Source organism: Pseudomonas rosaeacicularis, assembly GCF_057128745.1.
Genome location: NZ_JBSKHT010000017.1, coordinates 134758 through 157261, shown reverse-complemented (window position 1 = coordinate 157261; position 22504 = coordinate 134758). Strand labels below are relative to the sequence as shown.

Genomic DNA, 22504 nt, shown 5'->3' with positions numbered 1-22504 from the left:
CAGCTTGTAGCTTGCAGCTTAAAGCTCGCAGCTAAAGAGGAACTCTTTGTTATGTCCCAGAAATTCGACGTGGTAGTGATTGGCGCAGGCCCTGGCGGTTATGTTGCCGCCATCAAGGCTGCGCAACTTGGTCTCAAGACTGCCTGCATCGAGAAATATCAGGACAAGGAGGGCAAGCTGGCCCTAGGCGGCACTTGCCTGAACGTGGGTTGCATTCCATCCAAGGCGCTGCTGGACAGCTCCTGGAAATTTTACGAAGCCAAGAATGGCTTCGCTGTTCACGGTATCACCACGTCTGAAGTGAAGATGGACGTGACAGCCATGATTGGCCGCAAGTCGCAAATCGTCAAAGGCCTGACCGGTGGCGTTGCCAGCCTGTTCAAAGCCAACGGCGTTACTTCCCTGCAAGGCCACGGCAAGCTGCTGGCCGGCAAGAAAGTCGAACTGACCGGCGTTGACGGCACCGTTGAAATCATCGAAGCCGATCACGTGATCCTGGCCTCGGGCTCGCGCCCGATCGACATTCCGCCTGCACCGGTCAACCAGGTCACCATCGTCGATTCGACGGGTGCTCTGGAATTCCCCTCCGTGCCTGAGCGTCTTTGCGTGATCGGCGCCGGCGTTATCGGCCTGGAACTGGGTTCGGTCTGGGCTCGTCTGGGTTCCAAGGTCACTGTTCTCGAAGCCCTGGAGAAATTCCTGCCAGCCGCTGACGAAGCCGTTGCCAAGGAAGCGCAGAAGACGTTCACCAAGCAGGGTCTGGACATCAAGCTGGGCGCTCGCGTCACCGGTTCGAAAGTCAACGGCGACGAAGTCGTTGTGACCTACACCGACAAGGACGGCGAGCAGAACATTACGTTCGATCGCGTTATCGTCGCTGTTGGCCGTCGTCCTGTGACCACTGACCTGCTGGCTTCGGACAGCGGTGTGGATATCGACGAACGCGGCTTCATCTTCGTCAATGATCAGTGCGAAACCAGCGTTCCCGGCGTTTACGCGATCGGTGACGTGGTCCGTGGTCTGATGCTGGCCCACAAGGCTTCTGAAGAAGGCATCATGGTCGTCGAGCGAATCAAGGGTCACAAGACCCAGATGAACTACGACCTGATCCCGTCTGTTATTTACACTCACCCGGAAATCGCCTGGGTAGGCAAGACCGAGCAGACCTTGAAGGCCGAAGGCGTTGAAGTTAATGTCGGCAGCTTCCCGTTCGCGGCAAGTGGTCGTGCAATGGCCGCCAACGACACCGGTGGTTTCGTCAAAGTTATCGCTGATGCCAAGACTGACCGCGTACTGGGTGTTCACGTGATCGGTCCGGGCGCAGCAGAACTGGTACAGCAAGGCGCGATCGGTATGGAGTTCGGCACCAGTGCCGAAGATATCGGCATGATGGTCTTCTCCCACCCGACGTTGTCTGAGGCGCTGCACGAAGCAGCGCTGGCAGTGAATGGCGGCGCCATCCACATCCAGAACAAGAAAAAACGCTAAGACAAAAAGAAACCACGACGCGCAGCCCGTCGTGAGCCCTGCGAGCAGGGTTCACCGCGGAAAGTTCGTCGGACTCGACCCTTCGGAAGGCCCCTGGCACGTATGCGTATGTGTCCGGGGCGTCCGGGAGTAGCGGTCACAGGTGGTGCGGCACGTTTCGACGCGCAGCACCGAATGCGCAGTACCTAACGAAGACGGTAATAAGCATGAATCTTCATGAGTATCAGGGTAAGCAGCTGTTCGCTGAGTACGGCCTGCCAGTATCCAAAGGCTACGCGGTAGACACCCCGGAAGCGGCAGCAGAAGCTTGCGACAAGATTGGCGGAACCGAGTGGGTCGTCAAAGCCCAGGTTCACGCTGGTGGTCGCGGTAAAGCGGGCGGCGTCAAGCTGGTTCGCAGCAAAGAAGACGCAGCGGCATTCGCTCAGCAATGGCTGGGCAAGCGTCTGGTGACTTACCAGACTGATGCGGCCGGTCAGCCAGTTACCAAGATCCTGGTTGAATCCTGCACTGACATCGCCAAAGAGCTGTACCTGGGCGCTGTAGTTGATCGCTCGAGCCGTCGCATTGTGTTCATGGCGTCCACCGAAGGTGGCGTGGACATCGAGAAAATCGCTCACGACACGCCTGAGAAAATCCTCAAGGCCACCATCGATCCACTGGTTGGCGCTCAGCCATTCCAGGGTCGCGATCTGGCATTCCAGCTGGGTCTGGAAGGCAAGCAGGTCACTCAGTTCGCCAAGATCTTCACCGGTCTTGCCAAGCTGTTCCAAGACCACGACCTGGCTCTGCTGGAAGTGAACCCACTGGTGATCAAGGCTGACGGCGATCTGCATTGCCTCGACGCCAAGATCAACATCGACGCCAACGCCATGTACCGTCAGCCAAAGCTGAAGGCTTTCCACGACCCATCGCAAGATGACCCACGTGAAGCCCACGCTGCCAAGTTCGAACTGAACTACGTGGCACTGGAAGGCAACATCGGCTGCATGGTCAACGGTGCCGGTCTGGCCATGGGTACCATGGACATCGTCAACCTGCATGGCGGCAAGCCAGCCAACTTCCTTGACGTTGGCGGCGGTGCTACCAAAGAACGCGTTACCGAAGCGTTCAAGATCATCCTGTCCGACACCAATGTTGCCGCGGTTCTGGTCAACATCTTCGGCGGTATAGTTCGTTGCGACATGATTGCTGAAGGCATCATCGGCGCAGTGAAGGAAGTAGGCGTGAAAATCCCGGTCGTTGTGCGTCTTGAAGGCAACAACGCGGACCTGGGCGCTAAAGTACTGGCAGAAAGCGGCTTGAACATCATTGCAGCTACCAGCCTGACCGACGCTGCTCAACAAGTCGTCAAAGCTGCGGAGGGCAAATAATGAGCGTCCTGATCAACAAAGACACCAAAGTTATCTGCCAGGGTTTCACTGGTTCGCAAGGTACTTTCCACTCCGAACAAGCCATTGCCTACGGCACTAAGATGGTTGGCGGCGTGACTCCAGGCAAAGGCGGCACCACGCACCTGAACCTGCCGGTGTTCAACACCGTTCGCGAAGCTGTAGAGAAAACCGGCGCAACCGCTTCGGTCATCTACGTTCCGGCTCCTTTCTGCAAAGATTCGATCCTGGAAGCAGCGTTCGGCGGCATCAAGCTGATCATCTGCATCACCGAAGGCATTCCTACCCTGGATATGCTGGATGCCAAGGTCAAGTGCGACGAGCTGGGTGTAGTTCTGATCGGTCCTAACTGCCCAGGCGTTATCACTCCGGGCGAGTGCAAGATCGGCATCATGCCAGGTCACATTCACTTGCCAGGCAAAGTCGGTATCGTGTCGCGCTCCGGCACCCTGACTTACGAAGCTGTGAAGCAGACCACTGACGCCGGTTTCGGTCAGTCGACTTGCGTCGGTATCGGTGGTGACCCGATTCCGGGTTCGAACTTCATCGACATCCTGAAGCTGTTCCAGGAAGACCCAAAGACCGAAGCGATCGTCATGATCGGCGAGATCGGTGGTTCGGCTGAAGAAGAAGCGGCTGCCTACATCAAGGCACACGTGACCAAGCCGGTTGTTTCCTACATCGCTGGTGTGACTGCTCCTCCGGGCAAGCGCATGGGCCATGCTGGCGCAATCATCTCTGGCGGCAAAGGCACTGCAGACGAGAAATTCGCTGCACTGCAAGACGCAGGCGTAAAAACCGTGCGTTCGCTGGCAGATATCGGCAAAGCCTTGGCTGAGCTGACTGGTTGGGAAGTGAAGAAGGCTTAATCGCCCTCTGATGACTGTCTGATCGACAAAAGCCACCTTCGGGTGGCTTTTGTGTTTCTGATGCGCCGGTTTCACTGCTGTGACGCCGAACCTGTTGGAGCGAGGCTTGCCCGCGAAGCTCAAAATGAGCTGTATCAGGTAACTGAGGTGCTGACTTCGCGGGCAAGCCGAGCTCCAACAGGTTTCAGCCTCTTCATTTGTAAGACATGTCCGAGATGCGACACGAACGTGCAGACATCGGTCGGCGCGCCCTGTATCGGTGCGGAAAATAAGGTAGGCTAGCCGCCATTTTGCGCAGCAGGTCCCACAAGGCCCCGTATCGCGCATTGGGCCAACTCTAAAAGAGTCGGCAGCATTTCCCTCACCCTTCGGGAAATCCTCTCCTTAATTCCGATTCAGCAGTGTGGTTTCTTTGATGAAAGTGTTGAAAGGTCAGGACATCCTGGCATTGGGTTTCATGACGTTCGCGTTGTTTGTAGGCGCTGGCAATATCATCTTCCCCCCGATCGTTGGCTTGCAGGCAGGTCCCCATGTGTGGATGGCTGCATTGGGCTTTCTGGTCACGGCAGTAGGCCTTCCCGTTGTGACCGTCATCGCGCTCGCAAAGGTCGGCGGTGCCATGGACGCGTTGAGCAGTCCGATCGGCAAGGTCGCAGGCGGCGTCCTTGCAGCCGTTGCCTATCTTGCAGTGGGCCCGCTGTTCGCGACACCGCGCACCGCGACGGTGTCTTTTGAGGTAGGTCTGGCGCCGTTGACCGGCGAAAGCCCCCTGGCACTGTTTCTCTACAGTCTGGTTTATTTCCTGTTGGTGTTTTGGGTGTCGCTCTATCCCGGCCGGCTGCTGGACACCGTCGGACGCTTTCTCGCGCCGCTGAAAATCATCGCGCTGGCGGCACTGGGCATCGCAGCGTTTGCGTTGCCGGCGGGCGATATCGGAACGGCAGAACCTGCCTACGTTGCAGCGCCGTTTTCCCAAGGCTTCATCAACGGCTACCTGACCATGGACACGCTGGGGGCTTTGGTTTTCGGCATCGTGATCGTCAACGCGATTCGCTCACGAGGGGTTGAATCGCCCAAGCTGATCACCCGTTACGCCATCATTGCGGGCCTGATTGCCGGCGTTGGTCTGGCGTTGGTGTACATCAGCCTGTTCCGCCTGGGGTCAGGCAGCCATGCAGTCGCTGCCGGTGCGAGCAATGGCGCCGCCGTGCTGCATGCTTATGTGCAGCATACCTTCGGCTCGCTGGGCAGTGGCTTCCTCGCGGTGCTTATTTCGCTCGCATGTCTGGTCACGGCAGTGGGCCTGACCTGCGCCTGTGCCGAATACTTCAGCCGGGTACTGCCGCTGTCCTACAAGACTTTGGTAGTCATCCTGGCAGTGTTCTCGCTGCTGGTATCCAACCTTGGGCTGACCAACCTGATCCAGTTCTCGATTCCCGTGCTCACCGCTATTTATCCGCCGTGCATCGCGCTGGTGGCGTTGAGCTTCTGCAAGGATTTCTGGTCCGAGCAAGGTCGCATCGTGGCGCCGGTAATGCTGGTTTCGCTGCTGTTCGGGATGGTCGATGCGTGCAAAGGCGCAGGGTTTGGCGAATACCTGCCGGCGACATTCACCCATCTGCCACTGAGTGAGCAAGGTCTGGCCTGGCTGGTACCTGCGCTGATTACGTTGTTCTGTGCGTTCGTGGTAGATCGGGTGCTGGGCAAGCGAGCCGAGGCGCTGGCTTGAAGGGAGGGTGGTCAAATTAACGTTGGCCATTTGACCTTCTGCTGAAAATAATAAAGCCCGCTGAGTGCGGGCTTCATTATTTGGAAACTTGTAAGCTTACTGCTTAGTTGGTGCAGGCGCTTGCTGGTTGGCCTCTTTAGCGCGCTCTTGCGCAGCTTCGGCGTTTTTCTGAGCAGCTTCCTGACTTTCTTTGGCGGCGTCGTTTACTTTGTCCTGAGCCTTTTGCATCGACTCCTGGGATTCTTGAGCGGCCTTGTTGGCATCTTGTTGTTTGTCCTCGGATTTTTTATCGCAGGCAGCGAGACCAAGGGTGGCAGAAAGCATCAGGGCGATAGCTAAAGTTTTACGCATGGGGTGTTTCTCCTTATTGAATATCTACGAGCCTTCGAGCACGGGCCCATAAATTAAGTTCCACATTTTGCGTATAGAAATGAATAAGTGTTTCCGCGCTCTTACGCTACGCTTAGTTTGCTGCGCAGGCTAAACGTTTTCGCTCTATTGACTGGCCGCCGTTATTGCGAATACAGCCAGCCAGACTGCTGAATCAACGATCCGGTTTTTATGCCTCTTGAAATCCGTCGCCCAGCCCCCACCTTGATGACAACCCGCTGCCAAGCTCAGGGCTGCCTTGACTTGGTGACTAATGCCATCTGATCGGAGTTTGATGACCATGAGTGTGGAAACTCAAAAGGAAACCCTGGGCTTCCAGACCGAGGTAAAGCAACTGCTGCACCTCATGATCCATTCGCTGTATTCGAACAAGGAGATTTTTCTCCGCGAATTGATCTCGAACGCCTCTGACGCTGTCGACAAATTGCGCTTTGAAGCGTTGTCCCATCCGGACCTGCTTGAAGGCGGCGCAGAGCTGAAAATCCGCGTGAGCTTCGACAAGGACGCCAATACCGTCACCCTCGAAGACAACGGTATCGGCATGAGCCGCGAAGACGCCGTCACCCATTTGGGCACGATCGCCAAATCCGGTACAGCTGACTTCATGAAGCATCTGTCGGGCGATCAGAAAAAAGACTCGCACCTGATTGGCCAGTTCGGCGTCGGTTTCTACTCGGCGTTCATCGTTGCAGACCAAGTGGATGTATTCAGTCGCCGTGCCGGCCTCGCTGCCAGCGAAGGCGTGCATTGGTCGTCCAAGGGCGAAGGCGAGTTCGAAATAGCGACCGTTGAGAAAGCTGAGCGCGGTACGCGTATCGTGCTGCACCTCAAGTCGGGCGAAAACGAATTTGCCGACGGCTACCGTCTGCGCAACATCATCAAGAAGTACTCCGACCACATCGCATTGCCAATCGAGCTGCCAAAAGAACAGGCCGCCGTCGAAGGTGAGGAGGCGCCAGCCACTGACTGGGAAACCGTCAACCGCGCAAGCGCCTTGTGGACCCGTCCTCGCAGCGAAGTCAAAGACGAGGAATACCAGGAGTTCTACAAGCACGTCGCCCACGATTTCGAGAACCCGCTGAGCTGGAGCCATAACAAGGTTGAAGGCAAGCTGGAATACAATTCGCTGCTGTACGTGCCGGCACGCGCACCGTTCGATCTTTACCAGCGTGAAGCACCACGCGGGCTGAAGCTTTACGTTCAGCGTGTATTTGTCATGGATCAGGCTGAGTCTTTCTTGCCGCTCTACCTGCGCTTCGTCAAGGGTGTGGTCGATTCCAACGATCTGTCGTTGAACGTCTCCCGTGAGATCCTGCAGAAAGACCCGATCATCGACTCGATGAAGTCGGCGCTGACCAAGCGCGTGCTGGACATGCTGGAAAAACTGGCCAAGAACGAGCCCGAGCAATACAAAGGCTTCTGGAAAAACTTCGGTCAGGTCATGAAAGAAGGCCCGGCGGAAGACTTCGCCAACAAGGAAAAAATCGCTGGCCTGTTGCGTTTCGCATCTACCTCCAGCGAAGACGGCGAGCAAAGCGTGTCTCTGGCTGAATACCTGGCGCGCGCCAAGGAAGGTCAGGACAAGATTTACTACCTTACGGGCGAAAGCTACGCGCAGGTCAAGAACAGCCCGCACTTGGAAGTCTTCCGCAAGAAAGGCATCGAAGTGCTGCTGCTGACAGACCGTATCGATGAGTGGCTGATGAGCTATGTCACCGACTTCGACGGCAAGGGTTTTGTCGACGTGGCACGTGGTGACCTGGACTTGGGCAAGCTTGACTCCGAAGAGGACAAGAAGGCTCAGGAAGAGGTCGCCAAGGACAAAGAAGGGCTTATCGAACGCCTGAAAGCTGCGCTGGGTGAGGCTGTCAGTGAGGTGCGGGTTTCGCACCGCCTGACCGATTCGCCTGCGATTCTGGCCATCGGTGAGCAGGATCTCGGGCTGCAAATGCGTCAGATCCTTGAGGCCAGTGGTCAGAAGGTGCCGGATTCGAAACCGATTTTCGAGTTCAACCCAAGTCACCCGCTGATCGGCAAGCTGGACAACGAGCAGAACGAGGAGCGCTTTGGCGATCTGTCGCACATTCTGTTTGATCAGGCTGCATTGGCCGCAGGCGATAGCTTGAAAGATCCGGCTGCCTACGTGCGCCGTTTGAACAAGTTATTAGTCGAGCTGTCGGTTTAACATCAGGTGAACGCAAAACCCGCTTCGGCGGGTTTTGTCATTTTACAGAATCCATTTTCAGTCTTTCATTAACGCAGGAGTCAGTAATGAGCAACGTTACCGTTCGTTCCGTGGTGTATCAGGTTGATGGCGTGAGCTACGAAAGCCGCCTGGCTTTCACTGAAGGTGCAGCCGCCGCGCCCGGTCTGGTGATGGCGCCAAACTGGATGGGTGTCAGCGAAGGCGCTGAGCAAATCGCAAAGAACGTCGCGGCTCAGGGTTACGTCGTGCTGCTCGCCGATCTATATGGTCAGAGCGTTCGCCCGCAGAACGGCGACGAAGCACTCGCTGCGATGATGCCGTTGAAAAACGACCGCGCGCTGCTGAACAAGCGCATGCAGGCTGCGTTGGAACAACTGACTGCGCAGACTGAAGCAGCCGTTGACGCTGGCAAGCTGGCGACCTTCGGTTTCTGTTTTGGCGGTTGCTGCTCGCTGGAACTGGCGCGCACCGGCGCTCCGTTGAAAGCTGCAGTTTCATTCCACGGCACGCTCGACACGCCGAACCCTGCTGATGCCAAGAACATCAAAGGCTCGGTGCTGGTCATGCACGGTGCTTCGGATCCATTGGTACCCAAAGAGCAGCTGCCGGCGTTTGAAGACGAGATGAATGCTGCGAACGTGGACTGGCAGCTGTTGAGTTATGGCGGCGCTTACCACTCGTTCACTGATCCTGAAGCCAACAATCCTGGCAAGCAGATGTACAACAAGAAAGTCTCGGATCGAGCGTTCCAGTCGATGTACAACTTGCTCAACGAAGTCTTCGCCAAGTAAACGCCAAACCCTGTAGGAGCGAACTTGTTCGCGAGGCGTTATTGCAGGCGTCCACGATGCATTGAACGCGCCGCCGTCTCGCGAACAAGTTCGCTCCTACAGGTTTACAACGGCTGTGGTTTAGCTTTCGGACCCGCTGGCAACTCAATCCGCTCCGTTTCGCCCGGCACCGTCGGCCAATCTCCGGCTGCCCAATTCGACCGAGCCTGATCGATCAGCGCCTGATCGCTGGCGACGAAATTCCAGTTCATTCTTCTTGGCCCATCCAGAGCGGCGCCGCCAATCAATACCGCGTGACACTCGCTTTCTGCGCACACTGTCGGCTCCTCGCCAGGGGTCAGAACCACCAGACTGCGCGCTTCAATCGGTTCGCCGTCCAGTAGCATGTCGCCCTCGATCACATACAGCGCGCGCTGGTCGTGCTCATTGGGGATCAACAGCGTTGTAGCGTTCTGCAGGTGCAATTCGGCATACAGCGTCGGTGACAGCACCGGTACGGGCGACGTCAGGCAGAAGCCGCTACCGGCGATCATGCGAATCCTGATGCCCATGTTGTTGCTGACGGGCAGTTCGTCTGCCGGGTGATGGCTGTAGTGCCCTTCGCCTTGCTCGTGAGTCTTGGGTGACGCCAGCCAGACTTGCAGGCCATGCAGCGTTGAGCCGCTGTGCAGCAACTCCTCTGGCGTGCGCTCGACATGTGCGATCGCGCGTCCGGCGGTCATCCAGCTGACCTCGCCGGACTGCACGTGCTGATCGCTGCCCAGGCTGTCCTTGTGCTGGATCTGCCCCTCGAACAAATACGTCAGCGTCGAAAGACCGATGTGCGGGTGCTGACGGATGTCCATGCCCCGACCGGGTGCGTAGGCCGTTTCCAGCATATGATCGAAGAACACGAAAGGCCCCACGCTGCGGCATTGAGCGGAGGGCAGGGGACGCAGAATCGGCTGTCCTTCGACATCTTCCGCCCGGGGTTTGATTGTCAGCATGTCATGGCTCTCGACGGGTTAGGTGGCATGGACAGAGCTTAAACCGTGGAGCGCGCTCTTTGTAGGAGCCGACGAGCGGAGTGATGCTGCGATGCGCTTCGTCAGACTTACCGCAATCGCAGCCTCGCTCCGCTCGTCAGCTCCTACAGTTCAGGCCAGATAAAGATGGGTGTTTTTCCAAACAAAAAAGGCGCCTCGAAAGGCGCCTTTTTCAGGTGCTGCGTGTGCTCGACTTATTTGCCGGTCCAGCGCTTGAGCACCAGAGTGGCGTTGGTGCCGCCGAAGCCGAAGCTGTTGCTCATGACCTGGTTGATCTGCACGTCTTCGCGGGTCTTGGTCAGGATCGGCATGTCAGCGACAGCTGGGTCCAGCTCGTCGATGTTGGCCGAACCTGCCATGAAGTTGCCTTCCATCATCAGCAGGCAGTAGATCGCTTCGTGAACGCCAGCGGCGCCCAGGGAGTGACCGGACAAGCTTTTGGTGGAGCTGATGGCTGGAGCGTTGCCGCCGAACACTTCGCGCACGCCTTCCATTTCTTTGGCGTCGCCGACAGGTGTGGAAGTGCCGTGGGTGTTGAGGTAGTCGATCGGGCCTTCAACAGTGGACAAGGCCTGCTGCATGCAGCGGATTGCGCCTTCGCCGCTTGGGGCGACCATGTCGTAGCCATCGGAAGTTGCGCCGTAACCGACCAGTTCCGCGTAGATCTTCGCGCCACGGGCCAGGGCGTGCTCCAGCTCCTCGACCACGACCATGCCGCCGCCGCCAGCGATGACGAAGCCATCACGGTCAGCGTCGTAGGCGCGCGAAGCTTGTTCCGGGGTGTCGTTGCGCTTGCTGGACAGTGCGCCCATCGCGTCGAACAGGAAGGACTGGCTCCAGTGTTCTTCTTCACCGCCGCCCGCGAACACGATGTCCTGTTTACCCATCTGGATCTGTTCCATCGCAGTACCGATGCAGTGAGCACTGGTCGCGCAGGCAGAGGCGATGGAGTAATTCAGGCCTTTGATCTTGAAAGGCGTCGCAAGACACGCCGAAACAGTGCTGCTCATGGTGCGGGTCACGCGGTACGGACCGACACGCTTGACGCCTTTTTCACGCAGGATATCCAGCGCTTCCATTTGGTTGAGCGTCGAAGCGCCACCCGAACCTGCTACCAGACCGGTGCGCGGGTTGGAGACCTGCTCTTCGGTCAGGCCGGAGTCGGCAACGGCGTCTTTCATAGCCAGGTAGGCATAGGCCGCAGCATGACCGACGAAGCGATAGATCTTGCGATCGATCAGTTCTTCCAGGTTGAGGTCGATGGAACCGGATACCTGGCTGCGCAGACCCATTTCGGCGTATTCCGGGTTAAAGCGGATACCAGGGCGGCTTGCACGCAGGTTGGCAGAGACAGTGTCTTTGTCATTGCCCAAGCAGGAAACAATGCCCAGACCAGTGATAACGACGCGGCGCATGCGAATACCCTTAGAAATTTTCAGTGGAAGTGAACACGCCGACGCGAAGGCCTTCGGCAGTGTAGATCTCGCGACCGTCAACGCTGACCGAACCATCGGCGATGGCCAGGTTCAGCTTGCCTTTGAGGACGCGTTTGATCTGAATGTTATAGGTGACTTTCTTGGCGGTCGGGAGGACCTGACCAAAGAACTTCACTTCGCCGGAGCCCAGTGCGCGACCGCGGCCCGGCAGGCCTTGCCAGCCCAGAAAGAAACCGACCAGTTGCCACATGGCATCAAGACCCAGGCAGCCTGGCATCACCGGATCACCTTCGAAGTGACAGGCGAAGAACCACAGGTCCGGAGTGATATCCAGTTCGGCGACCAATTCACCTTTGCCGAACTTGCCGCCTTCTTCACTGATATGGGTGATGCGATCAACCATCAGCATGTTGGGGGCGGGCAGTTGCGCGTTACCTGGGCCAAACAGCTCGCCGCGACTGCAACGCAGCAGGTCTTCCCGGGTAAAGGCGTTTTGTTTGGTCATGCAAGCTCCTCGATAATCCTGTGCGGCAGGGTGCAGGTTGTAGAAGTGCTACCCAATCTGACCAGCGGGTCATTTCTCTGCTGGCAGCCTACTCATAGACTATGTCGTTGTAGTGAAAGTCACAGCACCGGCGAAATGAATGTACACCTGTGCACTGAAATTTTTCGTCCGCAGCTTTCCACGGGTCGAATCGGCACATAAGACTGCCGCAATTTAGCATTTATCGCCAGTCGCAGATGCCTTCGTGTTCAACCAGCGCTGCAAAACCTGCTGTAAATCAGTACGTTTGAATGGCTTGGCCAGGTAATCGTTCATTCCCGCTTGCAGGCAAATGTCACGGTCACCCTGCCGTGCGTTGGCGGTCAGGGCAATAATCGGCAGCGTTTCGAGCCCCGGCATTTCCCGAATCCGCCGTGTCGCCTCATAGCCGTCCATGACCGGCAGTCGGCAATCCATCAGCACCAGCGCGAATTTTTCCTTGCTCACCCTGCTCACGGCCTGTGCGCCATCACCGGCGAAGCTGACCTGCAACCCCAGACTGCGCAACATGGCTTCAACCACGGTACGGTTGACCGGATTGTCTTCGACCAGCAGGACGCTGGCATCAGGACTGTGCTGCGGATCGGTCGACGACAGCACCTCAGGAGCCGCCTCTGACTCATGCACCCGTTGCAACGGGATATTCAGGGTGAACACCGATCCCAGGCCTTCATGGCTTTCGGCGGTCAGTGTGCCACCCATTCGCTCCGCCAGATTACGTGCGATAGGCAGACCCAGCCCCGTGCCGCCGTAGCGCCGGGAGATCGAGTTATCGGCCTGCTGAAAAGGGTCAAACATCAGCTCAAGCAGTTGTGCGGAGATACCTATGCCGCTGTCCCTCACCGCGCAAGTGAAATCGATGTGTCCGGCATCGATTGGGGTCCACAGGGTCTCGATGCGCACGCTGCCGAACTCGGTGAACTTGAGCGCGTTGCCGATCAGGTTGACCAGCACTTGGCGAATCCGCGTCGGATCGCCCTTGACCTTCAGCCGCTCAATGCCCGGCTGCAGTTCAAGGTCCAGCGCCAGACCGCGTTGCTGAGCATCATGAGCGAATGCCTGTACGGAGGTCGCAAGCAGCTCGGCAAGGCTGAAGGAAATGTTCTCCAGTTCCAGCGCATCGCGTTCGAAGCGTGAAAAATCGAGGATGTCGTTGATGACGCGCAGCAGGTGTTCGGTGGATTCGGTGGCAAGCGCCGAATACTCGGCCTGCTCATCGGTCATCTTGGTGGTTTCCATCAACTGCAACATGCCCAGCACGCCGTTCATGGGCGTTCGCAACTCGTGGCTCATCATGGCAAGGAAATCCGACTTGGCGCTGTTCGCCCGTTCAGCTTCCTCTCGGGTTCTGATCAACTCGTCCATGGCCTGTTTCTGTTCACGGCTGGCCTTTTCCAGGTCGAACGCCAGGTTATTGATGTGCCGCGCAAGGTCTCCCAGTTCGGCGTCGTCGGCTACCGGCAGCGGCGTTGTGTACTCGCCGTTCTGGATCGCCTTGACCGCTTTACTCATGGCGCTGATGGGTTGGGAGAGGCTAAGCGCCAAACGGCGCGCCAGTATGTAAGTGAACAACAAGGCGAAGAGCGCGAGGATCCCGGCCTTCAACAGGATTTCCTGTTCGCGCTGATTAAAGGCTTCGCTGGACATCCCGACCAACACCCGCCCCAAGTAATCTTCGGTCAGCGCGTTATTGTCTCCGGAAACCATGACGCCGCCGAGCCCGGTCCGTTGCAAGCGGATAGGCGACTGGAAAACCTCGATTTGCCGGGGTGGCGAGCGTTTGCTGCCGGTTTGCTCGACGTGCACCAGCACCTGCCCGCTGTTGTCCTGAACTTCAAGAAAGCGTACGTGGGGCGTCGCCATCGTGGCCTTCATCAGGTTTTCCAGCACGCCATTGTTGCCAACGATCACGCCGTATTCGCAGGCCGGGGCCAGTTGATTGGCGATAAGTTGGCCGGTGTGGTTGAGCTCCTGGCGCAGGTCTTGAATCCGTACCACAGTAAAAAAGCTGATCAACAGCAGCGTCAGCAGCAGTGCAGGCCCGAGGCTGAGGATTTGCGTGCGGGTGCTAATGCTCCAGTTACGCCGCAACGTCATCGCACAATACCTGCGTGCGTCCGCCCTTTCACGGAGCGTGGACCTTGCGACGCCGCGCCAGAAATGGCCGGCTGAAAGCATACGTTCGGGTCATCGAGTCAGGTCTCGTTGGGCGGCGTCGTAACCATAGCTCATGGGCAGATAACAGGAATTTTCATCGCGCAGGGGAATCTTAACCGAGCTGTAGTTGTTTTCCTCCCTCGCCGTAGGCCTTGGACGAGATGTCTGCTGCCGTGTTTTTGTCGCTGGTCGCATCCGCAGCGCTCCGTATAATGCTGCCATCGCCAGATGTGATGGCTCTCACTGGATTGTTTTATGACCCGACAGCAACCTATCGCAGTGCTTGGCGGCGGCAGCTTCGGTACAGCCGTGGCCAACCTCTTGGCGGAGAACGGCCACCGGGTGGTGCAATGGATGCGCGACCCCGAGCAGGCCGAGGCGATTCGCGTAAACCGCGAAAACCCGCGCTACCTCAAGGGTATCAAGGTGCTCGACGGCGTTGAGCCTGTCACTGATCTAAAAGCAACGCTTGAAGCCTGCGAACTGATTTTCGTAGCGCTGCCCTCCAGCGCCCTGCGCTCAGTCCTGACCCCTCATGTGCAACTGCTCGCCGGCAAGATGTTGGTCAGCCTGACCAAGGGCATCGAAGCGCACACCTTTAAACTGATGAGCGAAATCCTCCAGGACATCGCGCCACAAGCGCGCATCGGCGTGCTGTCCGGACCCAATCTTGCGAGGGAAATCGCCGAACACGCATTGACCGCCACGGTCGTCGCCAGCGAGGACGAAGACTTGTGCCAGCAGGTGCAGGCCGCGCTGCACGGTCGCACGTTCCGGGTCTACGCCAGTGCTGACCGGTTCGGTGTCGAATTGGGCGGCGCGCTGAAAAACGTCTACGCCATTATTTCTGGCATGGCGGTGGCACTGGGCATGGGGGAGAACACTAAAAGCATGCTGATCACCCGTGCGCTGGCCGAGATGACCCGTTTCGCCGTGAGCCAGGGCGCCAACCCGATGACGTTTCTGGGGCTCGCCGGGGTGGGCGACCTGATAGTCACCTGTTCATCACCCAAGAGTCGCAACTATCAAGTCGGTTTTGCGCTGGGCCAGGGCTTGAGTCTGGACGAAGCCGTGACTCGTCTTGGCGAAGTCGCCGAAGGCGTCAATACGCTCAAGGTGCTCAAGGTCAAGGCGCAGGAGCTGCAGGTCTACATGCCGCTGGTCGCGGGTCTGCATGCGATTCTGTTCGAAGGTCGTACCCTCGAACAGGTGATCGAATTGCTGATGCGTGCCGAACCCAAAACCGATGTCGATTTCATTTCGACCAGCGGTTTCAACTGAATCAACTCAGCTGGAGAAGCTCTTGAACGAGTCCAAATTCAAGCAAAACGAATCGCTGCTGCTGCGCATCCTGTGGATGGTCGTGTTCGTGGTGGTGTGGCAAGTCGCCGAACTGGTGTTGGCGGTGGTTGTACTGGTGCAGTTGGCGTATCGCCTGTTCTACGGCGCCCCGAGCCTGAGCATGATGCAGTTCGGCGATAGCTTGAGCCAGTTTCTCGCACAGATCGGTCGGTTCGGCACGTTCCACACCGATCAGAAGCCGTGGCCATTCGCCGATTGGCCAGCCCCGCGTGCGCCTGAAGGCGAAGCGCCGCACACCGTTCCTGCCGCCGCTCATCCGGTACGGGAAGAGGAACCAAAACTATGACGTTGTGGATTCTGCGTCATGGCGAGGCTCAAAACCGGGCACGCACTGACGCCGAGCGCGAGTTGACCGACAACGGTCGTGAAGAGGTGTTGAGCAGCGCTGCACATCTGTTGGGACGTCCGCTGCGCTGGATCATTGCCAGTCCCTATGTACGCGCTCAGCAGACCGCCGAACTGGTGCGTCAGGCCTTGGGTTTCAGTGACTCGATCGTCACAGTCCCGTGGCTGACGCCAGACAGCGACCCCCGTAAAGTGCTCGATAACCTGGACCTGTATGCCGGCGATGAAGTGCTGCTCGTCAGCCATCAGCCGCTGGTGGGTACGCTGATTGGTTTGGCCGTGCACGGCAACATGCAACAGCCGCAGGCAATGCAAACTGCCAGCCTTGCAGAGCTGCAAGGAGACTTCCCTCTGGCCGGGGCGATGGATCTGGTAAGCGTGAACCACGTCCATTGACACGCCAAACGCCCCATGAACTGGCTCAATGAACCACGAACCGTGGGAGCGGACCTGTCCGCGAATGCTGCGGCTCATGCGATAACGCTTCATCGAATGTACCGACGTCTTCGCGGACAGGTCTGCTCCCACGGGGCCGATTCGTCCGAGCGTTGGGTGTGCGTACAAGACAGACAACAAAGGAATGAACATGACGATATGGCGTAACCCTCCCAGCATCGATGCCCTCAACACGATGCAAAAAAACACCATTGGCGAGGTGCTCGACATTCGCTTTGAAAGTGTCGACGACGACTCCCTCACTGCCAGCATGGTGGTCGATCACCGTACGCATCAGCCCTACGGATTGCTGCACGGCGGTGCATCCGTAGTGTTGGCTGAAACGGTGGGCTCTACCGCCAGCTACCTGATCATCGACACCAGCAAATACTTCTGTGTGGGCCTTGAAATCAACGCCAATCACCTGCGTGGTTTGCGCCGCGGACGCGTGACCGCCGTCGCCAGGCCCGTCCACATCGGTCGTACTACCCATGTCTGGGATATTCGTCTGACCAGCGACGAGGGCAAGGCCAGCTGTATCTCTCGGCTGACCATTGCGGTGGTGCCCCATGGGGAGCAGCCGCCGGGGCGGTAATTTCGATTCGCTATTTGCAGTCCATTCTTTCTCGCAATTCGGTCTTTGCCGCCTATTTCCTTCGCGTCTACTGTGAACACGTCTCATGGTGAGACACACATTGTTCCAGGAGGAAGGAAATGGCTAATCAACCTGTAGGGCTTGAGGGGTGGGTGACGGCTATCTACGCAGACAAAATGCTGACCAACACTGAATTTCAGGCCTTTCGAGACGAGGCGGACACGGTCTATGAAGGGATGAGCGCGGCGCTGCCGGGCATGCCTGATCTGCCCGCGTTTCAGAAGCTTGCCGACGAAACAGTCCAGTCCATGCAGAGAAGCATTCTTGCAGTGAAGAAAACCAAGCCATCCGAGGAAGTTAAAGCGCAGGTCAAGGAGGGTTTTGGTTTTCAGGTGGCCTACATCAAGGCGTGCCTTGACCGGTTCACTCAAGCGTTGTAAATCCCAAGTAACTCACCCTATGACCGGAGTGCCACTGTCGATGGCGCTTCCGGTCATTGCGGGGTGAGTGGCGCGTGCCCACAATTGCAGCCTGATCTGCACTCACCGGGATGCGCTGGCATGACTCAACCTGTCTTTTTCGCTCACGCCAATGGCTTTCCGTCTGCTACCTACGGCAAATTGTTTGCCGCGTTGGGCACTGAATTTCAGGTGATGCACCTGGATCAGCACGCCCATGACCCGCGCTTTCCGGTGACCGACAACTGGGCTGAACTGGTAGACGAGCTGATTCACCATCTGCGCGAACTGGCCGAACCGGTCTGGGGTGTCGGCCATTCCTTGGGCGGCGTGCTGCATTACCACGCCGCGCTGCGCTGCCCGGAGCTGTATCTGGGTGTGGTGATGCTTGATTCTCCGGTGTTGACCCTGTTTGATCAGTGGATGATCCGCGCCGCCAAGCGCTTCGGGTTCATCGATCGCATTACCCCGGCCGGTCGCACGCTGGGACGTCGTGAAGAGTTTTCCGACATCGACGCAGCCCGGCATTATTTTTCGGGAAAAACCCTGTTTCGTCGCTTCGACCCTGAATGCTTCGAGGCCTATCTGCTGCACGGTCTGCAAGCAGATGGCGACAGATTGCGGCTGCGTTTTGACCCTGCCACGGAAATCAGCATTTATCGCAGCGTGCCCCACACCAGCCCTGGTCTGGCGCGGCAGTTGCGCGTCCCGCTGGCGATGGTGCGCGGCGAACATAGCCAGGTGGTGCGGCGTCACCACGCGTATTCGGTGAAAAGCATGCGCGAAGGGGAGTACCTTTCTATGCCGGGCGGGCACATGTTTCCGCTCGAGCACCCCGAGGACACAGCGCGCATGCTCAAGACCCTGTTTGCCCGCTGGACATTGCGGCGTGACTCAGCCAACAACCTGCCGATCAGCGAGCGTGTCAGCGCATGAGTTGCAGCGTCGAAGAAGTCCGGCTGAGCCTGCCGCACATTGAATTGGCCGCTCATCTGTTCGGCCCGCAGGACGGTCTGCCGGTGATTGCACTGCACGGCTGGCTCGACAACGCCAACAGCTTCGCTCGATTGGCGCCCAAGCTTGAAGGGCTGCGCATTGTCGCACTGGACCTGGCGGGCCACGGCCACTCGGACCATCGGCCAGCCGGTGCCGGTTATGGCCTGCCGGATTACGCCCATGACGTGCTGCAAGTCGCGGAGCAATTGGGCTGGGAGAAGTTCTCCCTGCTGGGGCACTCTCTGGGCGCAATCGTTTCGGTGATCATTGCGGGCGCGTTGCCGCAACGGATCAACCGCCTGGCCTTGATCGATGGATTGATTCCTCCGCTGGGCGAATCAAACAGCGCTGCCGAACGCATGGGTACTGCGTTGCAGGCGCAACTGCATCAATCCGCCAAGCGCAAACCGGTTTACTCCGAAATCGACCGGGCCGTGGAAGCGCGCATGAAGGGTGCGGTGGCGGTCAGCCGCGAAGCAGCTGAACTGCTAGCGCAGCGTGGCCTGATGCCAGTGCCGGGCGGCTACACCTGGCGCAGTGACAGCCGGCTCACCCTGGTGTCGCCAATTCGCTTTACCCGCGCTCAGGCCATGGGGTTTGTCGAAGCCATTACCTGTCCGACGCAACTGATCGTGGCCGAAGACGGCATTCTGGCGAAAAATCATGAGCTGTTGTCCGGACTACCATTTGAGGTCAAACACCTGGCCGGCGGGCATCACCTGCACCTCAACGACGAGGCTGGCGCGCGCTCTGTTGCAGACTGTTTCAATCGGTTCTTCGCTGTTCCTTGACTTGCGACCGGCAACTGTCGAGGCTGAGCGGGTTGAGACAGGAGACACCCATGACGGACCAACACCGCGCCGCCCCTGGCAACCCTGCCGGTATTTCACATAGCGCTGTTATCAGCGCCTTTCCCAATCTTCCTTTTTTGACATCGAGCCGATGAGCACGCCCTCAGGTTTCACCCGTGCGTTCGGGTTGCTGTTCTGTTTGTGTACATTCAGCGCGTTCAGCCATGCCGATGATGTTTCCGGTAGTCAGGATCTGGCCAATCTGCCACGGCTGCCCGATGCCGAGATCGTCGACTATCGGCCCAGCGCCGAACTGGAACGGGTCTATCCCATGGGCTCGATCCGCAAGATCAGCGGCCAGCTGCGCTTTGACGGACAGGTGAGCGCGCGAGGCAACGTCACGGCCATCACCTATCAAATCCCCTCCGAACACACTTCCGATGAAGCCTTCACCGACGCCCGTAAAGCGCTGCAAAAGCAGGGCGCCCAGCTGTTGTTCTGGTGTCAGGCGCGCGATTGCGGTGAAAGCAGCCTGTGGGCCAACGAGGTGTTCGGCAACGCCAAGTTGTATGGCGCCGATGATCAGCAAGCCTATTTGCTGTTGCGTCTGGCGGCACCGAACAACGATACGCTGGTGGCGCTGTACGGCATCACCCGTGGCAATCGTCGGGCTTATCTGCATGTCGAGCAATTCCGGGCGCTCGCGCCGTTGGGTGAGCTGCTGCCGACGTCGGCGACCCTTTTGCGTCAACTACGAAGCACCGGCGAGCTGGATCTGCCGATGCTGACAGCGGCCCCCGTCGAACCCTGGATCACGTTGTTGTCCCGGGGTTTGAACCTGGACAGCAGCCTGCGAGTGACGGTCTCCGGCAAGCAAGCCGAAGACTGGCGTCAAGCGCTGGTGGGCAAAGGGGTGCGCGCCGCACGACTCGAAGCGGGCAATGCTGATGCAACGGGGCTGGTGATCGAACTCATACGCTGAGTCGTGATCTGTATCAGGTTTTTGTTTATCAAGCGCGAACAGGCGAATGCTGGCACAGCCGGTGTTCGCCGTTATGCTTTGTGCCTTCATGTTTTTCTGCGGGATGGACCATGCTCAATAACGATCGCCTGTTGGTGCAGATTCTGCTCCTGGCGTTGCTCGGTGCTTGCCTGTGGGTGATGGCGCCGTTCTGGTCGGCGCTGTTCTGGGGCGCGGTGCTGGCGTTTGCTAGCTGGCCGCTGATGCGTCTGCTGACGCGCTGGCTCAAGGGGCGTGAGTCTCTGGCAGCGGCGCTGTTGACCCTCGGTTGGGCAGTGCTGGTCCTGGCGCCGCTGGTGTGGCTGGGGTTCAACCTGGCGGATCACGTTCGCGATGCCACGGTGTTCATCAAGGATGTGCAGGTCGATGGCCTGCCAGACCCGCCCGCCTGGCTTGCGAGTGTGCCGTTTGTGGGCGAGCGTCTGGTGAGTTTCTGGAGCACCATCGACCAGCAAGGCGCGGCATTGTTGACCACCGTGCGGCCTTATCTGGGGCAGGTCGGCAATTTCCTGCTGGCGCGCAGTGCGCAGATCGGCGGCGGGATTCTGGAGCTGACGCTGAGTATCGTATTCGTGTTCTTTTTCTATCGTGATGGCCCACGACTGGCGGCGTTTGTCCTCAGCCTGCTCGAGCGTCTGATCGGCGACCGTGCGCAGTATTACGTCGACTTGGTCGCGGGTACTGTGCAGCGGGTGGTCAACGGGGTGATTGGCACCGCCGCAGCTCAGGCGGTGCTGGCTTTGATCGGCTTCCTGATTGCCGGGGTGCCGGGCGCGCTGGTTTTGGGGATTGGTACGTTTCTGCTGAGTCTGGTGCCGATGGGGCCGCCGCTGATCTGGATTCCGGCCACCGCGTGGCTGGCCTGGAAAGGCGATTACGGGATGGCGATCTTCCTTGGCCTTTGGGGTACGTTCATCGTCAGCGGCGTGGATAACGTGCTCAAACCGTACCTGATCAGCCGTGGCGGCAACTTGCCGCTGGTGATCGTGCTTCTTGGCGTGTTTGGCGGCCTGCTGGCGTTCGGTTTCATTGGGCTGTTCATCGGGCCAACGTTGTTGGCAGTGGCCTACAGCCTGCTGCTGGACTGGGTAGGCAGCAATCGGGTGCAAGCGCCGCGCGCTTGAAGTCTCCCCCATAAAAACCGCCGCTGGACTCACGTCAGCGGCGGTTTTTTTATGGCTTGAAGGTCAGGTGGCCTCTTCAGGCAGAGACGCTTACGTACTTGCCGGAGGTCGCGCTGCTGGTGAGGTTGTAACTGTCGCTGATGGCCGCGACGATGCGGCTCAAGGCTTCGGCCGACTGGTTGCTGCTCTGTTGCTGACTGTCGCTGTCGGAAGACAGTGCCGAGGTCAGTTCGCTGGCGCTAATCCCGCCATTGCCGTCGGTGTCCAGAGCACTGAACAGCTGCTCGGCGGACTGCTCGGTAGAGGGTGGCGGCGGTGGAGGCGGTTGTTGGGTCTGCAGGCTGGCGGTCAGTTCGTCGAGGCTGACGGTGCCGTCTTCGTTGGTGTCCAGCGCGTCGAACACCTGCGAGCTGTCGGCCGTGCTGCCGGCGCTGCTCAGGGCAGAGGTCAGTTCATCGGTGCTGACGGCGCCGTCGCCGTCGGTGTCCAGCGCGCTCAGCAAACTTTGCGCGTCATCGGCTGTTGAAGATGGGTCCATTTGCATCGGTGGCGGAGGCGGTGGCGTCAGTGTCGCCAGTTCATCGGCGCTGAGACTGTCACTGTCGTCGCTGTCCAGGTCGCCGAATGCCTTGCTCAGGCTGACAGTGATGCCGTCTTTGGAGTCCGAAGACAGCGCGCTGCTCAACTCGTCCTTGTCGATGCTGCCATCGCCGTTGGTGTCGAGTTTGCTCAGGAGCTGTTCTGCGAACTTCTTGCTTTTGTCGGTTGCGGTGGTGCTGGTACTTGAGCTGATGTAACTGGAATAACTGCTGCTGCCGCTGACGCCATTGACCATCGGACTGACTCCCCATCAGATTGATAAAGCCGTGACAGTGCACCGGCTTATGCAGCGTCACGCACGAAAGTGTCGTAGGTGTGTGGGGTTTGTATCGGCGGACTTACGCAGAGCCCTGTAGGAGCGAACTTGTTCGCGAGGCGGAGTACCTGACGGACCGCATACACCAGTTTTGCTGCCGGTGCCCGGCAGATCGTCGGCAAGCCGGACTCCTACGCCTTCGGCAGAAGCGGGTTCGAGGGCAACGGTGTTTTTGATTCTGCCCGAAGGGCGTAGGAGCCTGACTTGTCGGCGATGGGCTGCGCAGCAGTCCTGAATCCAGGCGGCGTAGTTTTGCCTGACGGACCGCATGCGCTGGTTTTGCTGCCGGTGCCCGGCAGATCGCGAGCAAGCTACGCTCCTACGCCCTCCGGGCAGAAGCAGGTTTGCGCCGAACACCGTGTTTTTGATTCTGCCCGAAGGGCGTAGGAGCCTGACTTGTCGGCGATGGGCTGCGCAGCAGTCCTGAATCCAGGC

21 protein-coding genes are annotated in these 22504 nt (G+C 58.5%); 15 read left to right on the top strand and 6 right to left on the bottom strand.

All coding sequences use genetic code 11. From position 1 onward, the window contains the following. Nucleotides 1-51: 51 nt before the first annotated feature. The 4 genes from lpdA (at nucleotide 52) to brnQ (ending at nucleotide 5477) form a co-directional block, all read left to right on the top strand. Nucleotides 52-1488 carry a dihydrolipoyl dehydrogenase gene (lpdA, locus tag ACWKWM_RS22040; RefSeq protein WP_483848175.1) on the top strand — a complete coding sequence of 479 codons (1437 nt, stop codon included), beginning with the start codon at nucleotides 52-54 and terminating at the stop codon, nucleotides 1486-1488. A gap of 206 nt (nucleotides 1489-1694) precedes the next feature. Further along, nucleotides 1695-2861, top strand: coding sequence for an ADP-forming succinate--CoA ligase subunit beta (gene sucC / locus ACWKWM_RS22035; RefSeq protein WP_483848174.1), 1167 nt, complete (start codon nucleotides 1695-1697; stop codon nucleotides 2859-2861). Further along, nucleotides 2861-3748: a succinate--CoA ligase subunit alpha gene (gene sucD, locus ACWKWM_RS22030; protein ID WP_483838497.1), complete on the top strand. Its 888-nt coding sequence runs from the start codon at nucleotides 2861-2863 to the stop codon at nucleotides 3746-3748. The genes sucC and sucD overlap by 1 nt, the downstream gene beginning before the upstream one ends. 415 nt (nucleotides 3749-4163) lie before the next feature. Continuing rightward, entirely contained in the window at nucleotides 4164-5477 is a 1314-nt protein-coding gene (gene brnQ / locus ACWKWM_RS22025; RefSeq protein ID WP_483848173.1) for a branched-chain amino acid transport system II carrier protein, read from the top strand. 96 nt (nucleotides 5478-5573) lie between these two features. On the opposite strand, the gene ACWKWM_RS22020 is transcribed toward brnQ, so the two are convergent. Then, nucleotides 5574-5828: a hypothetical protein gene (locus tag ACWKWM_RS22020; RefSeq protein WP_483848172.1), complete on the bottom strand. Its 255-nt coding sequence runs from the start codon at nucleotides 5826-5828 to the stop codon at nucleotides 5574-5576. 319 nt (nucleotides 5829-6147) lie between these two features. Between ACWKWM_RS22020 and htpG the strand changes: the two genes are divergently transcribed. Together htpG and ACWKWM_RS22010 are read left to right on the top strand one after the other, a co-directional pair. Then, on the top strand, nucleotides 6148-8052 hold the full coding sequence (gene htpG, locus ACWKWM_RS22015; RefSeq protein ID WP_483848171.1) for a molecular chaperone HtpG: 1905 nt from the start codon (nucleotides 6148-6150) through the stop codon (nucleotides 8050-8052). A gap of 86 nt (nucleotides 8053-8138) precedes the next feature. After that, nucleotides 8139-8864 carry a dienelactone hydrolase family protein gene (locus ACWKWM_RS22010; protein WP_483848170.1) on the top strand — a complete coding sequence of 242 codons (726 nt, stop codon included), beginning with the start codon at nucleotides 8139-8141 and terminating at the stop codon, nucleotides 8862-8864. A gap of 104 nt (nucleotides 8865-8968) precedes the next feature. Here ACWKWM_RS22010 and ACWKWM_RS22005 read toward each other — a convergent pair whose 3' ends face one another. From ACWKWM_RS22005 to ACWKWM_RS21990, 4 genes are all read right to left on the bottom strand, one after another. Next, nucleotides 8969-9850 carry a pirin family protein gene (locus ACWKWM_RS22005; protein WP_483848169.1) on the bottom strand — a complete coding sequence of 294 codons (882 nt, stop codon included), beginning with the start codon at nucleotides 9848-9850 and terminating at the stop codon, nucleotides 8969-8971. 233 nt (nucleotides 9851-10083) lie between these two features. After that, a complete protein-coding gene (gene fabB / locus ACWKWM_RS22000; RefSeq protein WP_483848168.1) occupies nucleotides 10084-11304 on the bottom strand; it encodes a beta-ketoacyl-ACP synthase I in 1221 nt (406 codons plus the stop codon). Nucleotides 11305-11314: 10 nt separating this feature from the next. After that, complete coding sequence (gene fabA / locus ACWKWM_RS21995; protein ID WP_483848167.1) at nucleotides 11315-11830, bottom strand: 3-hydroxyacyl-[acyl-carrier-protein] dehydratase FabA; 516 nt, start codon at nucleotides 11828-11830, stop codon at nucleotides 11315-11317. 213 nt (nucleotides 11831-12043) lie between these two features. Continuing rightward, nucleotides 12044-13966, bottom strand: a complete 1923-nt coding sequence (locus ACWKWM_RS21990; RefSeq protein WP_483848166.1) for an ATP-binding protein — start codon at nucleotides 13964-13966, stop codon at nucleotides 12044-12046. Between the two features lie 315 nt (nucleotides 13967-14281). On the opposite strand from ACWKWM_RS21990, the gene ACWKWM_RS21985 reads away from it, so the two are divergent. From ACWKWM_RS21985 to ACWKWM_RS21945, 9 genes are all read left to right on the top strand, one after another. Further along, the gene (locus tag ACWKWM_RS21985) at nucleotides 14282-15307 is read left to right on the top strand and encodes an NAD(P)H-dependent glycerol-3-phosphate dehydrogenase (RefSeq protein ID WP_483848165.1); all 1026 of its coding nucleotides are present in this window, start codon (nucleotides 14282-14284) and stop codon (nucleotides 15305-15307) included. A gap of 22 nt (nucleotides 15308-15329) precedes the next feature. Then, a complete protein-coding gene (locus tag ACWKWM_RS21980; RefSeq protein WP_483848164.1) occupies nucleotides 15330-15674 on the top strand; it encodes a DUF4389 domain-containing protein in 345 nt (114 codons plus the stop codon). Beyond that, on the top strand, nucleotides 15671-16129 hold the full coding sequence (gene sixA, locus ACWKWM_RS21975) for a phosphohistidine phosphatase SixA (protein ID WP_483848163.1): 459 nt from the start codon (nucleotides 15671-15673) through the stop codon (nucleotides 16127-16129). Before ACWKWM_RS21980 ends, sixA begins: the two co-directional genes overlap by 4 nt. A gap of 190 nt (nucleotides 16130-16319) precedes the next feature. After that, nucleotides 16320-16763 carry a hotdog fold thioesterase gene (locus ACWKWM_RS21970; RefSeq protein ID WP_483848162.1) on the top strand — a complete coding sequence of 148 codons (444 nt, stop codon included), beginning with the start codon at nucleotides 16320-16322 and terminating at the stop codon, nucleotides 16761-16763. 119 nt (nucleotides 16764-16882) lie between these two features. Further along, complete coding sequence (locus ACWKWM_RS21965) at nucleotides 16883-17203, top strand: hypothetical protein (RefSeq protein WP_483848161.1); 321 nt, start codon at nucleotides 16883-16885, stop codon at nucleotides 17201-17203. Between the two features lie 120 nt (nucleotides 17204-17323). Then, a complete protein-coding gene (locus tag ACWKWM_RS21960) occupies nucleotides 17324-18157 on the top strand; it encodes an alpha/beta fold hydrolase (RefSeq protein ID WP_483848160.1) in 834 nt (277 codons plus the stop codon). Continuing rightward, nucleotides 18154-19008, top strand: a complete 855-nt coding sequence (locus ACWKWM_RS21955) for an alpha/beta fold hydrolase (RefSeq protein ID WP_483848159.1) — start codon at nucleotides 18154-18156, stop codon at nucleotides 19006-19008. Before ACWKWM_RS21960 ends, ACWKWM_RS21955 begins: the two co-directional genes overlap by 4 nt. A 151-nt stretch (nucleotides 19009-19159) precedes the next feature. Beyond that, nucleotides 19160-19990, top strand: a complete 831-nt coding sequence (locus ACWKWM_RS21950; RefSeq protein WP_483848158.1) for a DUF4892 domain-containing protein — start codon at nucleotides 19160-19162, stop codon at nucleotides 19988-19990. A gap of 110 nt (nucleotides 19991-20100) precedes the next feature. After that, nucleotides 20101-21153, top strand: coding sequence for an AI-2E family transporter (locus ACWKWM_RS21945; protein ID WP_483848157.1), 1053 nt, complete (start codon nucleotides 20101-20103; stop codon nucleotides 21151-21153). A 76-nt stretch (nucleotides 21154-21229) separates the two neighbouring features. On the opposite strand, the gene xopAW is transcribed toward ACWKWM_RS21945, so the two are convergent. Next, on the bottom strand, nucleotides 21230-21988 hold the full coding sequence (gene xopAW / locus ACWKWM_RS21940; protein ID WP_483848156.1) for a XopAW family type III secretion system calcium-binding effector: 759 nt from the start codon (nucleotides 21986-21988) through the stop codon (nucleotides 21230-21232). Nucleotides 21989-22504 lie beyond the last annotated feature (516 nt).

Bases quoted from the DNA above. Each gene is read 5' to 3' on its own strand.
- lpdA (WP_483848175.1), top strand. From the start codon at position 52: ATGTCCCAGAAATTCGACGTGGTAGTGATTGGCGCAGGCCCTGGCGGT.
- sucC (WP_483848174.1), top strand. From the start codon at position 1,695: ATGAATCTTCATGAGTATCAGGGTAAGCAGCTGTTCGCTGAGTACGGC.
- sucD (WP_483838497.1), top strand. From the start codon at position 2,861: ATGAGCGTCCTGATCAACAAAGACACCAAAGTTATCTGCCAGGGTTTC.
- brnQ (WP_483848173.1), top strand. From the start codon at position 4,164: ATGAAAGTGTTGAAAGGTCAGGACATCCTGGCATTGGGTTTCATGACG.
- ACWKWM_RS22020 (WP_483848172.1), bottom strand. From the start codon at position 5,828: ATGCGTAAAACTTTAGCTATCGCCCTGATGCTTTCTGCCACCCTTGGT.
- htpG (WP_483848171.1), top strand. From the start codon at position 6,148: ATGAGTGTGGAAACTCAAAAGGAAACCCTGGGCTTCCAGACCGAGGTA.
- ACWKWM_RS22010 (WP_483848170.1), top strand. From the start codon at position 8,139: ATGAGCAACGTTACCGTTCGTTCCGTGGTGTATCAGGTTGATGGCGTG.
- ACWKWM_RS22005 (WP_483848169.1), bottom strand. From the start codon at position 9,850: ATGCTGACAATCAAACCCCGGGCGGAAGATGTCGAAGGACAGCCGATT.
- fabB (WP_483848168.1), bottom strand. From the start codon at position 11,304: ATGCGCCGCGTCGTTATCACTGGTCTGGGCATTGTTTCCTGCTTGGGC.
- fabA (WP_483848167.1), bottom strand. From the start codon at position 11,830: ATGACCAAACAAAACGCCTTTACCCGGGAAGACCTGCTGCGTTGCAGT.
- ACWKWM_RS21990 (WP_483848166.1), bottom strand. From the start codon at position 13,966: ATGACGTTGCGGCGTAACTGGAGCATTAGCACCCGCACGCAAATCCTC.
- ACWKWM_RS21985 (WP_483848165.1), top strand. From the start codon at position 14,282: ATGACCCGACAGCAACCTATCGCAGTGCTTGGCGGCGGCAGCTTCGGT.
- sixA (WP_483848163.1), top strand. From the start codon at position 15,671: ATGACGTTGTGGATTCTGCGTCATGGCGAGGCTCAAAACCGGGCACGC.
- ACWKWM_RS21970 (WP_483848162.1), top strand. From the start codon at position 16,320: ATGACGATATGGCGTAACCCTCCCAGCATCGATGCCCTCAACACGATG.
- ACWKWM_RS21965 (WP_483848161.1), top strand. From the start codon at position 16,883: ATGGCTAATCAACCTGTAGGGCTTGAGGGGTGGGTGACGGCTATCTAC.
- ACWKWM_RS21960 (WP_483848160.1), top strand. From the start codon at position 17,324: ATGACTCAACCTGTCTTTTTCGCTCACGCCAATGGCTTTCCGTCTGCT.
- ACWKWM_RS21955 (WP_483848159.1), top strand. From the start codon at position 18,154: ATGAGTTGCAGCGTCGAAGAAGTCCGGCTGAGCCTGCCGCACATTGAA.
- ACWKWM_RS21950 (WP_483848158.1), top strand. From the start codon at position 19,160: ATGAGCACGCCCTCAGGTTTCACCCGTGCGTTCGGGTTGCTGTTCTGT.
- ACWKWM_RS21945 (WP_483848157.1), top strand. From the start codon at position 20,101: ATGCTCAATAACGATCGCCTGTTGGTGCAGATTCTGCTCCTGGCGTTG.
- xopAW (WP_483848156.1), bottom strand. From the start codon at position 21,988: ATGGTCAATGGCGTCAGCGGCAGCAGCAGTTATTCCAGTTACATCAGC.